At 70.1% G+C, this 16,343-nt stretch carries 16 protein-coding genes, 1 tRNA gene and 2 pseudogenes; 9 read left to right on the top strand and 10 right to left on the bottom strand.

The genetic code is table 11. From position 1 onward, the window contains the following. The first annotated feature begins 191 nt into the window (after window positions 1-191). From ACGFZN_RS08410 to ACGFZN_RS08400, 3 genes are read left to right on the top strand one after another with little or no spacing between them, the layout of a single operon-like run. Entirely contained in the window at window positions 192-449 is a 258-nt protein-coding gene (locus tag ACGFZN_RS08410; RefSeq protein ID WP_087774237.1) for a helix-turn-helix domain-containing protein, read from the top strand. Between the two features lie 45 nt (window positions 450-494). Continuing rightward, window positions 495-875, top strand: a complete 381-nt coding sequence (locus ACGFZN_RS08405) for a helix-turn-helix domain-containing protein (protein WP_393857708.1) — start codon at window positions 495-497, stop codon at window positions 873-875. A 51-nt stretch (window positions 876-926) separates the two neighbouring features. Then, window positions 927-2,456 carry a LacI family DNA-binding transcriptional regulator gene (locus ACGFZN_RS08400; RefSeq protein WP_393857707.1) on the top strand — a complete coding sequence of 510 codons (1,530 nt, stop codon included), beginning with the start codon at window positions 927-929 and terminating at the stop codon, window positions 2,454-2,456. A 212-nt stretch (window positions 2,457-2,668) separates the two neighbouring features. Here the strand turns inward: ACGFZN_RS08400 and ACGFZN_RS08395 are convergent, their stop codons facing one another. The 5 genes from ACGFZN_RS08395 to ACGFZN_RS08375 all read right to left on the bottom strand — a co-directional run bounded on the left by ACGFZN_RS08395 (window position 2,669) and on the right by ACGFZN_RS08375 (window position 6,711). After that, complete coding sequence (locus ACGFZN_RS08395) at window positions 2,669-3,376, bottom strand: hypothetical protein (protein WP_393857706.1); 708 nt, start codon at window positions 3,374-3,376, stop codon at window positions 2,669-2,671. A 208-nt stretch (window positions 3,377-3,584) separates the two neighbouring features. After that, entirely contained in the window at window positions 3,585-4,373 is a 789-nt protein-coding gene (locus ACGFZN_RS08390; RefSeq protein ID WP_393857705.1) for a DUF1883 domain-containing protein, read from the bottom strand. 266 nt (window positions 4,374-4,639) lie between these two features. Continuing rightward, a tRNA-Pro gene (locus ACGFZN_RS08385) sits at window positions 4,640-4,713 on the bottom strand. Window positions 4,714-4,778: 65 nt separating this feature from the next. Continuing rightward, window positions 4,779-5,555, bottom strand: a complete 777-nt coding sequence (locus ACGFZN_RS08380) for a Pr6Pr family membrane protein (RefSeq protein ID WP_393857704.1) — start codon at window positions 5,553-5,555, stop codon at window positions 4,779-4,781. Window positions 5,556-5,784: 229 nt separating this feature from the next. After that, window positions 5,785-6,711, bottom strand: coding sequence for a metallophosphoesterase (locus tag ACGFZN_RS08375; RefSeq protein WP_393857703.1), 927 nt, complete (start codon window positions 6,709-6,711; stop codon window positions 5,785-5,787). Between the two features lie 114 nt (window positions 6,712-6,825). Here ACGFZN_RS08375 and ACGFZN_RS08370 point away from each other — a divergent pair, with 114 nt between their 5' ends. Then, window positions 6,826-7,293 carry a GatB/YqeY domain-containing protein gene (locus tag ACGFZN_RS08370; protein ID WP_393857702.1) on the top strand — a complete coding sequence of 156 codons (468 nt, stop codon included), beginning with the start codon at window positions 6,826-6,828 and terminating at the stop codon, window positions 7,291-7,293. Window positions 7,294-7,426: 133 nt separating this feature from the next. On the opposite strand, the pseudogene ACGFZN_RS08365 reads toward ACGFZN_RS08370, so the two are convergent. Both ACGFZN_RS08365 and ACGFZN_RS08360 read right to left on the bottom strand, forming a co-directional pair. Further along, window positions 7,427-8,653 (bottom strand): annotated as a pseudogene (locus ACGFZN_RS08365) (transglycosylase domain-containing protein); the annotation flags it as partial. Between the two features lie 324 nt (window positions 8,654-8,977). Then, a pseudogene (locus tag ACGFZN_RS08360) lies at window positions 8,978-9,661 on the bottom strand (transglycosylase domain-containing protein); the annotation flags it as partial. A 578-nt stretch (window positions 9,662-10,239) separates the two neighbouring features. Here ACGFZN_RS08360 and wblA point away from each other — a divergent pair. Then, the gene (gene wblA, locus ACGFZN_RS08355) at window positions 10,240-10,578 is read left to right on the top strand and encodes a transcriptional regulator WblA (protein WP_018547931.1); all 339 of its coding nucleotides are present in this window, start codon (window positions 10,240-10,242) and stop codon (window positions 10,576-10,578) included. Between the two features lie 419 nt (window positions 10,579-10,997). Here wblA and ACGFZN_RS08350 read toward each other — a convergent pair whose 3' ends face one another. Both ACGFZN_RS08350 and ACGFZN_RS08345 read right to left on the bottom strand, forming a co-directional pair. Next, window positions 10,998-12,392: an ArsA family ATPase gene (locus tag ACGFZN_RS08350; RefSeq protein WP_393857701.1), complete on the bottom strand. Its 1,395-nt coding sequence runs from the start codon at window positions 12,390-12,392 to the stop codon at window positions 10,998-11,000. Beyond that, window positions 12,389-13,366 carry an ArsA-related P-loop ATPase gene (locus ACGFZN_RS08345; RefSeq protein ID WP_393857700.1) on the bottom strand — a complete coding sequence of 326 codons (978 nt, stop codon included), beginning with the start codon at window positions 13,364-13,366 and terminating at the stop codon, window positions 12,389-12,391. The genes ACGFZN_RS08350 and ACGFZN_RS08345 overlap by 4 nt, the downstream gene beginning before the upstream one ends. A 142-nt stretch (window positions 13,367-13,508) precedes the next feature. On the opposite strand from ACGFZN_RS08345, the gene ACGFZN_RS08340 reads away from it, so the two are divergent. From ACGFZN_RS08340 to ACGFZN_RS08325, 4 genes are read left to right on the top strand one after another with little or no spacing between them, the layout of a single operon-like run. Then, complete coding sequence (locus tag ACGFZN_RS08340; protein WP_136744038.1) at window positions 13,509-13,673, top strand: DUF4177 domain-containing protein; 165 nt, start codon at window positions 13,509-13,511, stop codon at window positions 13,671-13,673. Then, a complete protein-coding gene (locus ACGFZN_RS08335) occupies window positions 13,670-14,134 on the top strand; it encodes a RidA family protein (protein WP_393857699.1) in 465 nt (154 codons plus the stop codon). The genes ACGFZN_RS08340 and ACGFZN_RS08335 overlap by 4 nt, the downstream gene beginning before the upstream one ends. 57 nt (window positions 14,135-14,191) lie before the next feature. Continuing rightward, window positions 14,192-15,085, top strand: coding sequence for an NUDIX hydrolase (locus ACGFZN_RS08330; protein WP_393857698.1), 894 nt, complete (start codon window positions 14,192-14,194; stop codon window positions 15,083-15,085). Beyond that, window positions 15,082-15,912, top strand: coding sequence for an MBL fold metallo-hydrolase (locus ACGFZN_RS08325; protein ID WP_393857697.1), 831 nt, complete (start codon window positions 15,082-15,084; stop codon window positions 15,910-15,912). The genes ACGFZN_RS08330 and ACGFZN_RS08325 overlap by 4 nt, the downstream gene beginning before the upstream one ends. A 155-nt stretch (window positions 15,913-16,067) precedes the next feature. Here ACGFZN_RS08325 and ACGFZN_RS08320 read toward each other — a convergent pair. Continuing rightward, on the bottom strand, window positions 16,068-16,343 hold a 276-nt coding region (locus ACGFZN_RS08320), incomplete at its 5' end, for a transposase (RefSeq protein ID WP_393857696.1).

Raw genomic sequence — 16,343 nt, 5'->3', positions numbered from 1 at the left:
GTTGACACCCCGTGCACGGCGAAGCTACAACACAACACCCCACGTCAGAGAGGGTCTCTGGTGTTGGGACCCGTTCGGGGATCCGGCCTTGCGTAGCACCCCGACCGCCTCGCTCACCGATTGAGCGCGGCGCAACATAGCCGACGATCGCCGGTTAACCAAACCGGCGAATGCACGCTACAACTGGAGCCATGGCAGCACGATCTCTGGAAATAGGACCCGCAGGAATGCTGGCGGCTCGCACCATCGAAATTCTCCGCACGGAACGCGGCCTTGGGCAGCGCCAACTCGCCGCGCGATGTACCGCTTTGGGCCGTCCTATGTCCAACACGATGCTGTCCCGCATCGAACTCGCCAAGCGGCGATGCGATATCGACGACCTCGTCGCCATCGCCGAAGCCCTGCAGGTATCGCCCCTCGCCCTCCTCCAGGGCCCGGGCGCCACCTGAGCCGCCCACGCATCCCCGCCGCCCTCGCGACCAGGAGCCGCCCCCTTGCACCGACCCACGCCCGCGCCCATCCCCCACAGGCCGTCCGACGCCCCTCCACCCCGCCTCTACCGCCCCGAGGAGATCGCCGACACCCTCGGCTGCTCGTCCTGGTGGGTCAAGGACCGAGCGCGACGGCGCCTGATCCCGCACACCCGGGTCGGCCGCGCCTACCGCTTCACCGCCGAGCACCTCGCCGAGATCATCCGCCTCTACGAGGAGCGGCCGGCACAGCCTGCGCAGACAGCCGCCCGGGCGACCGAGCCGCTCTCCGAGCCCGGTACGCAGACCGACTCCGCGCAACGTCGCCGCCCCGCCGTGGCGTCGACGACTCGCCTGCGAGCCCGCCCGCCGCGTCGACAGCAGCAGTACAGCACTGTCGCGTGACCCGATCGCATCTGCCGTAGCCGAGGACAATGAAGAGGGGGACAGCGGGACTTGGGTTTCGCGGAGAAGCGCGGAAACTACTGGCGCGGCCGGTACAAGGTCGCGCCCGGCAAGCACAACACGGTCGTCGACGAGAACGGCAAGGCGATCAGGTTCGCCACCAAGGACGAGGCCCAACGGGCAGCGGCCGAGGCCGAGAACAAGTACCGTCGCGGCGACTGGCGCGACCCGGCCCTCGGCCAGGAGACCTTCGGCGAGTACGCGAACCGCTGGTACGAGGCCCAGGACCTGGCCGCCTCCACCATGCAGAACTACAAGCGCCACATCGAGGAGCACCTGCTCCCCGAGTTCGAGGACAAGGCGCTCGCCGGCATCCTGCGCACGGACGTCGACCTGTGGGAGAAGAAGGAGAAGGCCCTCTACGCGGCGTCCAGCGTCAAGACCTGGCGCTCGACGCTCCACCTGATCTTCGAGGACGCGATCGACGAGGGCTTGATCACGTCAAACCCGGCCGCTCGGCGTCGCGGACGGGGCAAGCGCGCGGGCCGGTCCCGAGACCGTGGTCCGGAGAAGGTGGTCACCGACGCGCTCGGCATCCTGCTGACCGCCGAGCGCGCCGCCCTGCTCTCGGGCCGTGACGACGAGTTCGTCGCCGTGGTCCTCAAGGGGTACACCGGCATGCGCTGGGGCGAGATCGTCGGCCTGGAGACCGCGTTCGTCCGCCCTGGAGCCGTCCGCGTCGAGTGGCAGCTGTACGAACTCGACACGGGGGAGTTGGTGCGTTGCCCGCCGAAGGATGACAGCTACCGCACCATCGACTCGATGGACTGGCTGTCCGCGCTGGTCGCCAACCACATCGCCCGCACGAAGCCCAAGCCGTGCCCCTGCCACGGCAAGACCTACGTCTTCCGAGGGCAAGGTGCGGCGCGCACGGGTGGTCACCAGGGCGCGAAGCTCGTCGACGTCGCCCGTCGTGCCGGCGTTTCGACCGGCACGGTGTCCAACGTCCTCAACCACCCCGAACGCGTCACCGAGGCCACGCGAGAGAAGGTCGAGCAGGCCATCGCGGACCTCCGGTTCGTACGGGGCGGCGTCGTGCCGGAGCATGCCGCCCACTGGCGCAGGAACGGTTTCGCGACCTGGCTGTTCACGCCGGCGGTCTCCGGCTGGTACCCGAAAAAGGCGCCGCAGGAGCCACGGCCGGTGCCCTTGCTCGGCGAGCCTTGGCCTGGCGTCCCGGCTCGGGGGCGAGGTGCCAGCGACCGGGCCGACGCCTGCTGGCTCCCGATAGCCAAGGGACTTACGCCCCACGGCCTTCGCCACACCCACCGGACGATGATGGAGGACCTGGGAACCGAGAAGGTGCTCATGGACGAACGCATGGGCCACATCGACGGCTCGGTCTCGGCACGCTACGCCCACGTCACCCCAGGCATGCGCAAGCGCCTCATGCTGGGGCTGACCGAGCAGTGGGAGGCAGCACTCGACGCCCGCCTGGTCATGAGTGGCACGTCACCAGTGCGCGTACTGAGTGATCTCCTGCGGACACGCGTGATGTCACGTGTGCCCACCAAGTCGTAGCAAACAGAGTGCTGTGCCCTCCGGCGACCCCTGCCGGAGGGCACAGTCATGTCCCCGAAGCCTGCGCGAGGCCGTCGTCTCGGCGCGGTCGGCCATGGGGGCACGTAGATCGCTTGGTCGTCCGGGGCCGACCCACGAGGCGTCTGCACCACGAAGATCGTCCCCTTGTCACCATGCGACACCGCGTCCGCTGTACGACTGCGCCGGGGGCCTCATTCCTGCGGCCCAGGTCTCGACCCGTCCTGCCGTGGAGCGACAAGTCGGGACTGCACGTAGCGGCCTGACGGGCGTAGGTGCCGCTCCGGATCACGGATACCGGCGATCTCTCCCAGCCCGATTACATACGGCTTCAGCCGTTCCTGCAGTTGGCTGAGCTCTAAGCGGAACGCGGCGTGCTGTGGCCACTCGGACTCGTCCTGGTCGGGGTGACGGTCTTCGAAGTCCTTGAGGCTGGGGTGCCACTTGGCCAGGAACGGAGCGAGCTCGAAGTTGAGAATATCCAGCGCCAGTTCGTACACCGAGTCCCCCTTGGTAGGGGGAGGAGGGGTTGTGTAGCCCTCCAGGGGCTCGCGATAGAGATCGAATAGCGTCTTGAGTGAGGTCAGGGCCTCGCGCAGGTTCCCGCTGCCTTCTTCCAGCGGGCGAGTGGCCACCCGGGTGGCGGCTTGGAAGAACATCCGTTGCGCGGCCTGACGCATGTCCGCCTTGGTGGTGAACGACATTTCGTTGCCGAGGAGGACGAGGCGGACTTCTGTCAGCTGAGCTGACCTGCGGTACAGCTCCAGACCGAGGACTGCGGCGACGCCGATTAGACACCCCACGATGGCCGACAGCCGCTGCCCGCCGGTCTGGCTGATCGAGTATGCGGCAATACCGATCACGCTGCCCATAACGCCGGCAAATACCGCGCGCAACGCCACGCGAACTGCGCCGCTTCCTCCCCGCCCACTCCACCTGGCCATCGGTCCCCCTGTCGTACTGACTCCGCCTTGATTGGCGTCCCTAGCATCTGACACGACGGCCACCTCCCGTTCTCCGGGGCTCGTGTGCTCCCTTCTCCGGTGAACGTGGCCATGCCACTTTAGAGGGGGTGTGCTGGCGGCTGACTCGGCGACAGTGCTCCCGGGCTCAAGCTGGGCCTTCTTCTCCAACCACGTCAGCGATCTGCCGTGCGATCTCCTCGATGGAGTATTCGCTTGTGCTCATAGCCACTTTGTCCGCGAGCGAGGGGCTGTAGCGCCGGACGTCATCAGCACTCAGGTTGTGCCAAATCGGCAGGAGCGACTGCTCGCCAGCCACGTTGCGGGTGACGAGTCCGTCGAGTTCGTGGTTGGTCCAGCCTTTGGCGAAGAACGGTTCGGAGAGCACGACGATGCCGAATCGGCTTGCCCTGATCCCTTCATCGATCTTGCGGCGGAGGCTGTGGCCGATCCGCATCTGGGCTTCGTCGAGCCAGACGGTCACGCCAAGCTTGGTAAGTGCGTCCCGAAGGGGTCGGGCAACAGCGCCTTTGTCCTCAGACGCGTGGGAGATGAAGACGTCCCACGTCTGGCCCCCGAGCACGTCCCCGGCAGGCTCCTCCGGCTCATGGACTGCGACGGAGCGGGCCGGGCTGCCCTGTGCTTGCTGAGCCGGGGGGAGGAAACCCCGCGGAGGCGGCTGGACCTGGACAGAGGCGGCGATACGACCGGAATAGCCACCCAGGTCGATGGCCACGACCCAGTGTCCGTTGCTGGGGATGGTGATCCGGTGAGGAGAGCGAGTGACACGACCGCCCAGGTATCGATACGTCCTCCCTGACTTGTACTTGTTGTACTCACTGCGCATCATCACCTGGACATTGGCTTGGTTGCGCAGAGTGACGATGACTGCGGAACCTCTCTTGAGGTTTCCGAGATCTTTGTAGAGGTGGTCCACGGTTGCTCCTGGGGACGTGCGGCCGAGCACGTCTCAGGGTAGGGACCGCCACTGACAACCGGAGGGTGATGCGGAGCAGGGCTAAACCCCTGCCGGTGGGACGCTCGACTCCCGTCGGTGGCGAGTCCTTCGGGGCAGCGCTCGCGGGAGCCGCCCGGGAGCCGGATTCCGTAGTCGGCTCCCAAATGGCTCCCAAAACGGGGCCACAAAGCAAATCAGGCCCGGCGCTGATCTCTCAGCACCGGACCTGACCTGGTGTTTCTCTGTCGGGGTGGCGGGATTTGAACCCACGACCTCTTCGTCCCGAACGAAGCGCGCTGCCAAGCTGCGCTACACCCCGATGTCGCTGCTCTCGCGGCGACGACGTTTACTTTAGCCCACCGGTGGCTGTAGACGAAATCCGGTTTAGACGCGGCGGCGGACCGGGGTCGGGCGGGCGTGGTCCAGGGCCACGAGGAGGACGGCCAGGGCGTACATCGCGAGGCCCAGGAGGAGGGCGTTCGCCAGGGTGCTGCGGTAGCCGTGGGTGGCGGCGTCCAGGAAGGGATAGAGGTAGCGGGCGGGGTTCGCCGGGGCGAGGACGGCCGCTCGGATCAGGTAGAAGGCCAGGTAGGCCAGGGGGTAGACGAGCCAGGCGGCTGCCTGGCGCAGGTGCAGGCGGGCCGCGGGGGTCAACAGCAGCCAGTCCAGTACGGCCGCCACCGGCACCAGCGTGTGCAGGATCTGCAGGGTCGCCCACGAGCCGTGCCAGCGCTCCGGAACCGTCGTCGCGCCGGTCATGGAGAACGGGGGCGTCGTGCGGGCCAGGAGCAGGTGGTAGACGAGCGCCGAGATCACGACGTAGAGGAGTGTGGCGCCTGTCACAGAGGAGGGGAGAGGACGGCGGGCGCGCCAACACCTGGACGCCGACATGAGCATGACGATGGCCAGCAGGATGGCGGCCTGGATGCCGAAGTAGCTCAGGATGCGGGACGGGGCGCCCAGCAGGAGTTCCAGGGCCACGCCGGCTGCGGCTGCCAGGGCGGTCAAGAGGCGGAACACCGCGACCATGGGGCGGCGAATCGGCGCCACCACCGCCGTGGCCGGGACGGGGGAGGGCACCAGGACGGGCGGGCTCGGGACCGCGGGCAGGTCCGGGATTTCCCTGGGTATCGGGGGTATCGGCGGCATCGAGGCGGTCATGCCCTCACGCTAGGAGCGGGGGGAGGGGGTGGCTATCGGGCGTAGGCCGGGTGGGTTACGGTCCTGTTCCTCGCGGCCCGCTCGCATAGCCTCGCCCGCTGCCTGCCGCGGCTCCGCCCGTCGCCCGCTGCCCTGCCGCGGCCCCGCTCTCCCCGCAGCCCCGGCCCCCGGCGCTCCGACACCCCCGACCCAGGGTGGGCCTCCGCCCTGAGTCTTGCCCCTGCTCCCCCTACTCCCTCCCCACCAACGTCAGCAGCGTCGCCTCCGGCGGGCAGGCGAAGCGGACCGGGGTGTAGCGGTTGGTGCCGCAGCCCGCTGAGACGTGGAGGTAGGAGGTGTGGCCGGCCGACGTGTGGGTGGACAGGCCCTTCACGCGGTCCGTGTCCAGGTCGCAGTTGGTGACCAGCGCGCCGTAGAAGGGGATGCACAGCTGGCCGCCGTGGGTGTGGCCGGCCAGGATCAGGGGGTAGCCGTCCGCCGTGTACGCGTCCAGCACCCGCAGGTACGGCGCGTGCACCACGCCCATGGAGAAGTCGTACGTCTGCGACGGGCCGCCCGCCACCCTGGCGTAGCGGTCCCGCTTGATGTGCGGGTCGTCCAGGCCCGTCAGCTCGATCGAGACGCCCTCGACCTTCAGGACGCCCCTCGTGTTGGTCAGGTTCAGCCAGCCGGCCGTGTCGAAGCCGTCGCGCAGGTCCTCCCACGGGTTGTGGACGACGCCGACGGCCGGCGGGTTGCCGTTCAGGCCGTGGCGGCCGCTCGCCTTCTCCAGCAAGTAGCGGGCGGGGTTGCGCAGTCGGGGGCCGTAGTAGTCGTTGGAGCCGAAGACGTACGCGCCCGGGAACTCCATCAGCGGGCCGAGCGCGTCCAGGACCTCGGGGACGCCCTCGGGGTCCGAGAGGTTGTCGCCCGTGTTGATCACGAAGTCCGGGCGCAGGCCCGCCAGCGACTGCAGCCACCGCTGCTTCTTGCGCTGGCCGCTCACCATGTGGATGTCGGAGACCTGGAGCACGCGCAGCGGACGCATGCCCGGCGGCAGGGCCGGGACCGTCACCCGCCGGAGGCGGAAGGAGCGGGCCTCGAAGCCCGCCGCGTACGCCAGACCGGCGGCGCCTGCCGCCATGATTCCCAGGGGTACTCCGTATCGCGCGCGCATGCTTCCATCGTGTCAGACCCCGGCGGTACGACGGCACCGGCCGGCTCCCCGCCGTCGCCGGCGCCCCTTAAATCAGCGGGCGTTCACGCCGGCACACCTGCGACAATCGACGGCATGACCACCACGCTCAAGTCGAAGCTGCAGGACGACCTCAACGCCGCGATCAAGGAGCGCGACGAGCTCCGCTCCTCGACGCTGCGGCTGACGCTCGCCGCGATCACCAAGGAGGAGGTCGCGGGCAAGGAGAAGCGGGAGCTCTCCGACGACGAGGTCCTCAAGGTGATCACTCGCGAGGCGAAGAAGCGCCGGGAGGCGGCCGAGGCCTTCGCGCAGGGCGGTCGCGCCGAGCAGGCCGAGCGGGAGAAGGCGGAGGGCGAGGTGCTCGCCCACTACCTGCCCAAGCAGCTGTCCGACGACGAGCTGAACGCGATCGTCGCCCAGGCCGTGGAAGAGGCGAAGGCAGCCGGCGCCGAGGGGCCGAGGGCCATGGGCGCCGTCATGAAGATCGTGAACCCGAAGGTGGCCGGTCAGGCCGAGGGCGGGCGCGTCGCCGCCGCGGTGAAGAAGCTCCTCCAGGGCTGAGCCGGGCTGACCCGGGAGAAGCATCGGACGGACACGGCGGCGGGCCGCACCCTCAAAGAGTCGAGGGTGCGGCCCGCCGCCGTATTCACACCAGGCGGTCGTCCTCACACCAGGCGGTTACCCCCACCAGGCGTTACCCCCACCGCCCTCCGGTGCCCTTGTTCCCGCCGTTGCCCTGGCCCTGGATGAAGTTGCCCGGCAGGGAGATGGTCGGGCTCGGGAAGGCGCCGCCGGTCGTGTCACCCGTTGTGCCGCCGGCTGTCGTTCCCCCGTCCGTCAGTCCGCCGATCAGTCCCCCGATCCCGCCCGTGTCCCCGTTGGTCCCCCCGTTGGCCCCCCCTGGGCCTTTTCCCTGACCATCCCCCTGGTGGTTGTCCTTGGTGTCGTCGGGGATGTCGACCAGGTGGAAGTCCTCCACGGGCTTGCCGCTCAGCGCGCCGGTCATCATGTCGCGCCAGATCGGGCCGGGGACCTCGCCGCCGTAGACCTTGTCGTGCGGGACGCCGCCGATCGTGATGTCGACCATGTGCCGCTTGTGCTGCGGGTCGCCGACCCAGACCGCGCCGGCCATGTTCGGGGTGAAGCCGACGAACCAGGCCGCGAAGCGCTCGTCCGTCGTGCCCGTCTTGCCCGCGCTCGGGCGGTCGGCGAGGCCGGCCTGCTGGCCCGTGCCGTCCTCGACCACGCCCTTGAGCAGGGTGGTGACGGTGTCCGCCGTCTTCTGCGACATCGCGCGCGAGCAGGTCGACCGCGGCACGTCCAGGGACTTCTCCTCGGTGCCGGTCCTCTGGGTGATCGACTCGATGGCGATCGGGGTGCAGTACATGCCGCGCGAGGCGAAGGTGGCGTACGCGTTCGCCATCGTCAGCGGCGACATCTCCTGGGCGCCGAGCGCGAGGGACGGGGTCTGGGCGATGGTCCGGCCGTCGGCGCGCTGGACGCCCATCTTCTTGGCCATGTCGATGACCGGGCAGATGCCGATGTCGCTTATGAGCTGCACGTAGTAGGTGTTGACCGACTTGGCGGTCGCCTCCTTCATGCCCATCGGGCCGCGCTCGGACTCGTTCTCGTTCGTCACCTTGGCCGGGTTGTTCGGGTCGTTGCGCCAGACCTTGCCGTCACACGCCTGCACGGGGCTCGGGTAGGTCATCTCGTACGGCGACGGGTACTTCTGCGTCGCGGGCTTGCCGCCCTCGATCGCGGCCGCGGCGACGATCGGCTTGAACGTCGAACCGGGCTGGTAGCCCGCGCCGCCGCCCATGTCCGAGTTGACGGAGAGGTTTATCTGCGTCTCGTTCTTGCCGAAGCCGTACGGCCGGGACTGGCCCATGGCGAGGATCTTGCCGGTGCCGGGCTCGACGATGGTCGCGGCCGTCGCCACGGCGTCGGACTGGTAGACGTGCTGCTTGATGGAGGCTTCCACCGAGTCCTGCGCCTGCGGGTCCAGCGTCGTGCGGATCGTCAGGCCGCCCTGGTTCCACAGCTTGGCCCGGGCCTGCCTGGTCTTGCCGAAGACCGGGTCGTTCAGGACGACGTCGCGGACGTAGTCGCAGAAGAAGCCGGCGCCCTTGACGGCGGTGATGCAGCCGTTCTTGGGCTGGCTCGGGTGCAGTCCGAGGGGCTGCTTCTTGGCCTGGTCGGCCTCCTGCTGGGAGACGTCGCCGAGGTCCGCCATCCGCTGCAGCACGACGTTGCGCCGCCTGGTGGCCTCCGCCTCGTCGTTGACCGGGTCGTAACGGCTCGGGGACTGCACTATGCCGGCCAGCAGCGCCGCTTCCTGGAGGTTCAGGTCCTTGGCGTGCTTGGAGAAGTAGCGCTGGGAGGCGGCCTCGACGCCGTAGGCCTGCTCGCCGAAGAAGGTGATGTTCAGGTAGTTCTCGAGGATCTTCTTCTTGCCGAGTTTCTCCTCGAGCTGGATCGCGTACTTCAGTTCCTTGATCTTGCGGCCCAGGGTCTGCTGGGTGGCCTCGGCGACCTTCGTCGGGTCGTCGCCGGCCTCCTCGACGAAGTAGTTCTTCACCAGCTGCTGGGTGAGCGTGGAGGCGCCCTGGGCGACGCCGCCCTCCTGCGCGTTCTTGTTCAGGGCGCGCAGCACGCCCTTGAGGTCGATCGCGCCGTGCTGGTAGAAGCGCGCGTCCTCGATCGCGACGATCGCCTTCTGCATGTAGGGCGAGATGTCCTTGAGGTCCACCACCGTGCGGTCGCGGGAGTAGACGCTCGCGATCTGATCGCCCTGGCTGTCCAGGATGGTCGTGCGCTGACTGAGCCGGGGGCTCTTGAGAGTGTCCGGGATCTCGTCGAAGCTCTGGACCGACCCCTTGGCGGCAAGGCCCAGCGCACCGGCAGCGGGCAGCGCGATGCCCGCCATCACGGCTCCGGCGAGCACGCTGACACCGAGGAACTTGGCGGCCTGCTGCATTGGCGACAGACCACTGCCCGAACGCTTCTTTGCCATGGGGGCAGCCTAATCCGTACGTCTGAGCGTTCCGAAGGGCGACCGCGTCACGGCACGGCAAAGCGGGATGTCTGCGTTCCCATTCGCCGGACACGCGCCCAGGCCTTGGCCTAAGCTGCTCTCAACTGTCACAGCAGTGCGGTCATGTATCAATACGTCCGGCGACCCCGAATCGTTCCGGGCGTACCCCGTTTTCTCGCACGGGGCGTGACCGGCATCTGAGGGTGGCGTGTCCGAATCCGCCTCGTGTGTCACCCGGCGCCCGTTGTGACGCACCACAGCTGTCCCGGTTTGCCGGGATGGTCGCGTATGTCGCCAGCTCACTCCCGCGGGTGATCTGCCGCTAACCCATAGTCCGTTCGGGCCATTCAAGATTGGGCCCGAAGGGGGTGTTGCGCTGTGCCCACCTTCCGTAACGTCCTCAACTGGCGGCGGTGAATATGCCGCTGCCGCCGTGGGGGAGCCTCGATTCGGGAGAGGACGGCGCCGGTATGGGCTGGGTTACCGACTGGAGTGCGCAGGCTGCCTGCCGCACTACCGATCCGGATGAACTGTTCGTTCAGGGAGCAGCGCAGAACAGGGCCAAGGCGGTGTGCACCGGATGCCCGGTACGCACCGAGTGCCTCGCCGACGCGCTGGACAACCGCGTCGAGTTCGGCGTGTGGGGAGGCATGACGGAGCGGGAGCGCCGCGCACTGCTGCGCCGCCGGCCCACCGTGACCTCCTGGCGCAGGCTGCTGGAGACCGCCCGCTCGGAGTACGAGCGCGGAGCGGGCATCGTGCCGCTCGACAACGACGAGGTGTACGAGAACTACGCGGCCGTGAGCTGAGGGAGCCCGAGGGCGTTCCCCGCGGCACATACCCGGGGCACAGGCCCCCCGGCCCGGCACGCGCGATCGGAAGCTTCCGGGCGTGGGCCGCGGACAGCGGGGCCGGGCAGACCCGGGTCCGGGTGCGCCGAGCGGTGTCCGCCCGGAACACGGCAAAACATGAGGTGAGAGAAGCGCCGGTCAGGCCTACGCCTGGGGAAGCCATGACCGGCCCTGCGGCACCCGGTTGACCGGACAGTGCCACGCGCGGTTCCGGCCTGCGCCCGCTGCCCCACACGGCTCCTGCTCGCGCGCGTGCCATCGACGCCGGCCGCGCATGCCACCCCCCACGCAGGACCGCCGGCGCGCGTGGACGACGACCGTCGCGCGTACGGCTTCGCCCGCGCCGGGCCGCCCCGCGGCAGTCGGCCGATGCCGCGTTACGGCAGCTCCGTCGGCTCCGCCGCGCCCGCTGCCAGTCGGGCGCCGATGTCGCGCAGGCCCGCGAGGTCGTGGACGTCGCCGGGCAGCGCGGGCACCTCCACGACCGCCACCTCGGGGTGGCGGGCGATGAAACGGTCACGCGTGCGCCGCTCGCGCGAGAGCAGGTGCATGCGGTCGGCGTGCAGGCGCAGCAGTCCCGCGGTGAGCCGGTCGACGGGGCGCTCCGTGTCGGCGGGGGAGCCTTCCTCGGAAGCAGGGGCGTCGGCTGCGGCCTCGGATGCGGGAGATCGCGAACTGCCGTATGTGTCGGGAGAGTTACGAAGTCCAGCTTTCCCGCCGCCCTGATCCACAATGCGGGGGTCCTCAAGATTTTCGGCGGCGGCGAGCGCCCGCTCCGCCGACAGCCGCCCGGCGCCGGTGCCATGGACCCGGTTCAGCACCAGGCCCACCAGCGGCATCTTCTCCGCGGCCAGCCGCTCCACGAAGTACGCCGCCTCCCGCAACGCGTCCCGCTCCGGCGCCGCGACCACCACGAAGGCCGTGCCGGGCGCCTGGAGCAGCTTGTAGGTGGCGTCCGCGCGCGTACGGAAACCGCCGAAGGTGGTGTCCATCGCGGCCACGAACGTCTGCACGTCCTTCAGCAGCTGGCCGCCGAGCAGCTTGCCGAGCGTGCCGGTCATCATCGACATGCCGACGTTGAGGAAGGCCATGCCCGCGCGCCCGCCGAGCTTGGCCGGCGCGGTCAGCAGGCGGATCAGCCGGCCGTCCAGGAAGGAGCCCAGCCGCTTCGGCGCGTCCAGGAAGTCCAGCGCCGAGCGGGACGGTGGGGTGTCGACGACGATCAGGTCCCACTCCTCCCGCGCCCGCAGCTGGCCCAGCTTCTCCATCGCCATGTACTCCTGCGTGCCCGCGAAGCCCGCCGACAGCGACTGGTAGAAGGGGTTCGCCAGGATCGCGGCCGCCCGCTCCGGATCCGCGTGCGCCTCCACGACCTCGTCGAAGGTGCGCTTCATGTCGAGCATCATGGCGTGCAGTTCGCCCTCGCCCTCGGTGCCCTTCACCCGGCGCGGGACGTTGTCGAGGGAGTCGATGCCCATCGACTGGGCCAGCCGCCGGGCCGGGTCGATGGTCAGCACGACCACCTTGCGGCCCCGCTCGGCCGCCCGCAGTCCGAGGGCCGCGGCGGTCGTCGTCTTGCCGACCCCGCCCGAGCCGCAGCACACCACGATCCGGGTCTTCGGGTCGTCCAGCAGCGGATCGACGTCCAGCACGCGCGCGGGGGACAGACCCTGGGGCTTGTCCCACCCCTCGGCCTTCGCGAGCCCCCGGGCCGTCTGAAGCCCGTCGGCCGCCACTGCCGTCTCGGATGCCTCGGCCGGGTCCGGACTCATGTCAACCCCTGCTTCCGCAGCTCGGTAGCGAGTTCGTACAGGCCCGCCAGGTCCATGCCCTCGGCGAGCAGCGGCAGTTCGCCCAGCGGCAGGCCCAGCTCGCCCAGGACCGCGCGCTGCTCCTGCTCCAGCGCGTACCGCTCGGCGTACTCCGCCGCCTGGTCCAGCAGCGGGTCCACCAGCTTCTCCGCGTTCCCGCCCCGCCGGGCCCCGCCGAGCCCCGCGGCCGAGAGCGCCTGTGCGACGGAGGAACGCTCCACGGTCCGTACGAGTTCCAGGTCGGCCGCGTCCAACACCTCGGGGCGGACCATGTTCACGATGACCCGGCCCACCGGCAGCCGCGCCGCGCGGAGTTCCGCGATGCCGTCGGCGGTCTCCTGGACCGGCATCTCCTCCAGCAGCGTCACCAGGTGCACCGCCGTCTCCGGCGACTTCAGCACCCGCATCACGGCCTGCGCCTGATTGTGTATCGGGCCGATCTTCGCCAGGCCCGCCACCTCGTCGTTCACGTTCAGGAAGCGGGTGATGCGGCCCGTCGGCGGGGCGTCCATGACGACGTAGTCGTACACGAACCTGCCGGAGCGGTCCTTGCGGCGCACCGCCTCGCAGGCCTTGCCGGTCAGCAGGACGTCCCGGATGCCCGGCGCGACGGTGGTGGCGAAGTCGATCGCGCCCAGCTTCTTCAGGGCCCGGCCCGCGCCCCCGAGCTTGTAGAACATCTGCAGATAGTCCAGAAGGGCCAGTTCGGCGTCTATGGCCAGCGCGTACACCTCACCGCCGCCCGGCGCCACCGCGATCTTCCGCTCCTCGTACGGCAACGCCTCCGTCTCGAAAAGCTGGGCGATGCCCTGCCGGCCCTCGACCTCGACGAGAAGCGTCCGCTTCCCCTCGGTGGCGAGGGCCAGCGCCAGTGCGGCGGCGACCGTCGTCTTTCCGGTCCCGCCCTTGCCGCTGACGACCTGGAGCCTGCTCACGTCTTCGAGACTAACCAGTTCGCCCGACACTCACGCGGGAGGCTGTGGATAACGAAGGTCACAACCGGCCGCCCGGCCTGTGGACGACGCCCCCGCCGGTCGGCCGCCGGCCCCGCCTGCCACAGCGGATACAGTCGGCCCCATGACCAAGAAGTGGGAATACGCCACCGTGCCGCTGCTCGTCCACGCCACGAAGCAGATCCTGGACACCTGGGGCGAGGACGGCTGGGAGCTCGTCCAGGTCGTGCCCGGGCCCAACAACCCCGAGCAGCTCGTCGCCTACCTGAAGCGGGAGAAGCAGGCATGAGCGGGGTCGAGGCCAAGCTGGCCGAGCTGGGGCTGACCCTGCCGGAGGTCGTGCCGCCGCTGGCCGCGTACCAGCCGGCCGTGCAGTCCGGCGTGTACGTCTACACCGCCGGTCAGCTGCCGATGGTCGAGGGCAAGCTGCCGGTCACCGGCAAGGTGGGCGCCGAGGTCACCGCCGAGGAGGCCAAGGACCTGGCCCGGATCTGCGCGCTGAACGCGCTCGCCGCGGTGAAGTCCGTCACCGGCGACCTGGACCGCATCGCGCGCGTGGTGAAGGTCGTCGGCTTCGTCGCCTCCGCGGCCGACTTCACCGGGCAGCCCGGTGTCGTCAACGGCGCCAGCGAACTGCTCGGCGAGGTCCTCGGCGACAAGGGCGTGCACGCCCGCAGCGCCGTCGGCGTCGCGGTGCTCCCGCTGGACGCGCCGGTCGAGGTGGAGATCCAGGTCGAGCTGGCCCGGTAACCCCGCTGACCTTGGGCAGGTCTCGAACATTCGCCCTACACGGGATAGCCTCCGGCCATGGCGAACGGTCAGTGGTACCCCCCGGAGTGGCCCGACCGCATCCGCGCGCTCGCGGCCGGCACCCTCACCCCGGTGTCCCCCCGGCGTGCGGCCACGGTGCTGCTGCTGAAGGACACGCCGGACGGCCCCGCGGTCCACATGCTGCGCAGACGCGCCTCCATGGCCTTCGCCGGAGGCGCGTACGCGTATCCGGGAGGCGGCGTCGACCCGCGCGACGACGACCGTCTGGTGCGCTGGGCGGGCCCCACGCGCGCGTGGTGGGCCGAGCGGCTCGGGGTGGACGAGCCGGACGCCCAGGCCATCGTCTGCGCGGCCGTGCGCGAGACGTACGAGGAGGCCGGCGTGCTGCTCGCCGGGCCGGACGCGGACTCGGTCGTCGGCGACACCACCGGAGGGGACTGGGAGGCCGACCGCGCCGCACTGGTCGCGCGCGAGGTGTCCTTCGCCGAGTTCCTCGACCGGCGCGGCCTTGTGCTGCGCTCCGACCTGCTGGGCGCCTGGACCCGCTGGATCACCCCGGAGTTCGAGTCCCGCCGCTACGACACCTGGTTCTTCGTGGCCGCGCTGCCCGAGGGCCAGCGCACCCGCAACGCCTCCACGGAGGCCGACCGCACGGTGTGGATCCGCCCGGCCGAGGCCGCCGCCCGCTACGACAAGGGCGAGCTGCTGATGATGCCGCCCACCATCGCCACCCTGCGCCAGCTGCTGCCGTACGCCTCCGCCGCCGAGACGCTCGCGGCCGCCCCCGGGCGGGACATGACGCCGGTGCTGGCCCGCGCCCGCCTCCAGGACGGCGAGATCGTCCTGTCCTGGCCCGGGCACGACGAGTTCACCAAGCACATCCCGACGGCCCCGACGGGCGCCGAGACCACGGGCGGAGGCCCCGCATGACCGAAGCAAGCACGCTGCCCGGCCAGCCGCGCGGCCAGGTGCGCTCCGGCCCGGCCACCGAACGGGCCGTGAACGTCCTCGCGCCCAACGCCTCCCCGATGACCCTGGACGGCACCAACACCTGGATCGTCGCCGAGCCCGACTCCGACCTCGCCGTGGTGATCGACCCGGGCCCTCTGGACGACGGCCATCTGCGCACCGTCGTCGACACCGCCGAGAAGGCCGGCCGGCGCATAGCCCTGACCCTGCTCACCCACGGCCACCCCGACCACGCCGAGGGCGCTGCCCGCTTCGCGGAACTGACCGGCACGCGCGTGCGTGCCCTCGATCCCGCGCTGCGCCTCGGCGACGAGGGCCTGGCCGCCGGGGACGTCATCACCGTCGGCGGCCTGGAGCTGCGGGTCGTACCGACGCCCGGGCACACCGCGGACTCGCTGTGCTTCCATCTCCCGGCCGACCGGGCCGTGCTGACCGGGGACACCATCCTCGGACGCGGCACGACGGTCGTGGCGCACCCCGACGGCCGCCTGGGCGACTATCTGGACTCCCTGCGGCGTCTGCGGTCCCTGACCGTGGACGACGGCGTGCACACGGTCCTGCCGGGCCACGGGCCGGTCCTGGAGGACGCCCAGGGCGCCGTCGAGTTCTACCTCGCCCACCGCGCCCACCGGCTCGCCCAGGTGGAGACGGCGGTCGAGGACGGCCACCGCACCCCCGCCGAGGTCGTCGCCCACGTCTACGCCGACGTGGACCGCTCCCTGTGGCCGGCGGCGGAGCTGTCGGTACGGGCCCAGCTGGACTACCTGAGCGAGCACGGGCTCATCTAGGCCCTGTCGTCAGACTCCCTCCCCCAGCCTCCGGCCGGGGGACCCCCAGAGCACACACCTACGGCATGCATCAGCTGCTTCGCAGCGGGCGCGAGGCCCGCCCTCCGGTCGGACGGCGGGAGTTTGACGACAGGACCTAGGGGGTTTCGTTTGGATCAGCGGGCGGACCACAGGAAGATGCCGGCGATGTGGAGTGCGGCCAGGTAGATGGTCGCCGTCTTCTCGTAGCGCGTGGCGATGCCGCGCCACTGCTTGAGGCGGTTGATGCACCGCTCGACGGTGTTGCGCTGCTTGTAGGTCTCGCGGTCGAAGGCCGGTGGCCTGCCGCCCCGGCTGCCTCGACGCAGCCGGTGGCCACGCTGATCTGCCGGGACCGGGATCACCGCCCGGATGCCGCGTTTGCGCAGGTGATTGCGAATCGCACGGGACGA

It is taken from the genome of Streptomyces sp. NPDC048192, assembly GCF_043202415.1.
Lineage (GTDB): Bacteria > Actinomycetota > Actinomycetes > Streptomycetales > Streptomycetaceae > Streptomyces.
The sequence above is the reverse complement of the archived record's forward strand: the minus strand, read 5'-3'. Positions and strand labels throughout refer to the sequence as shown.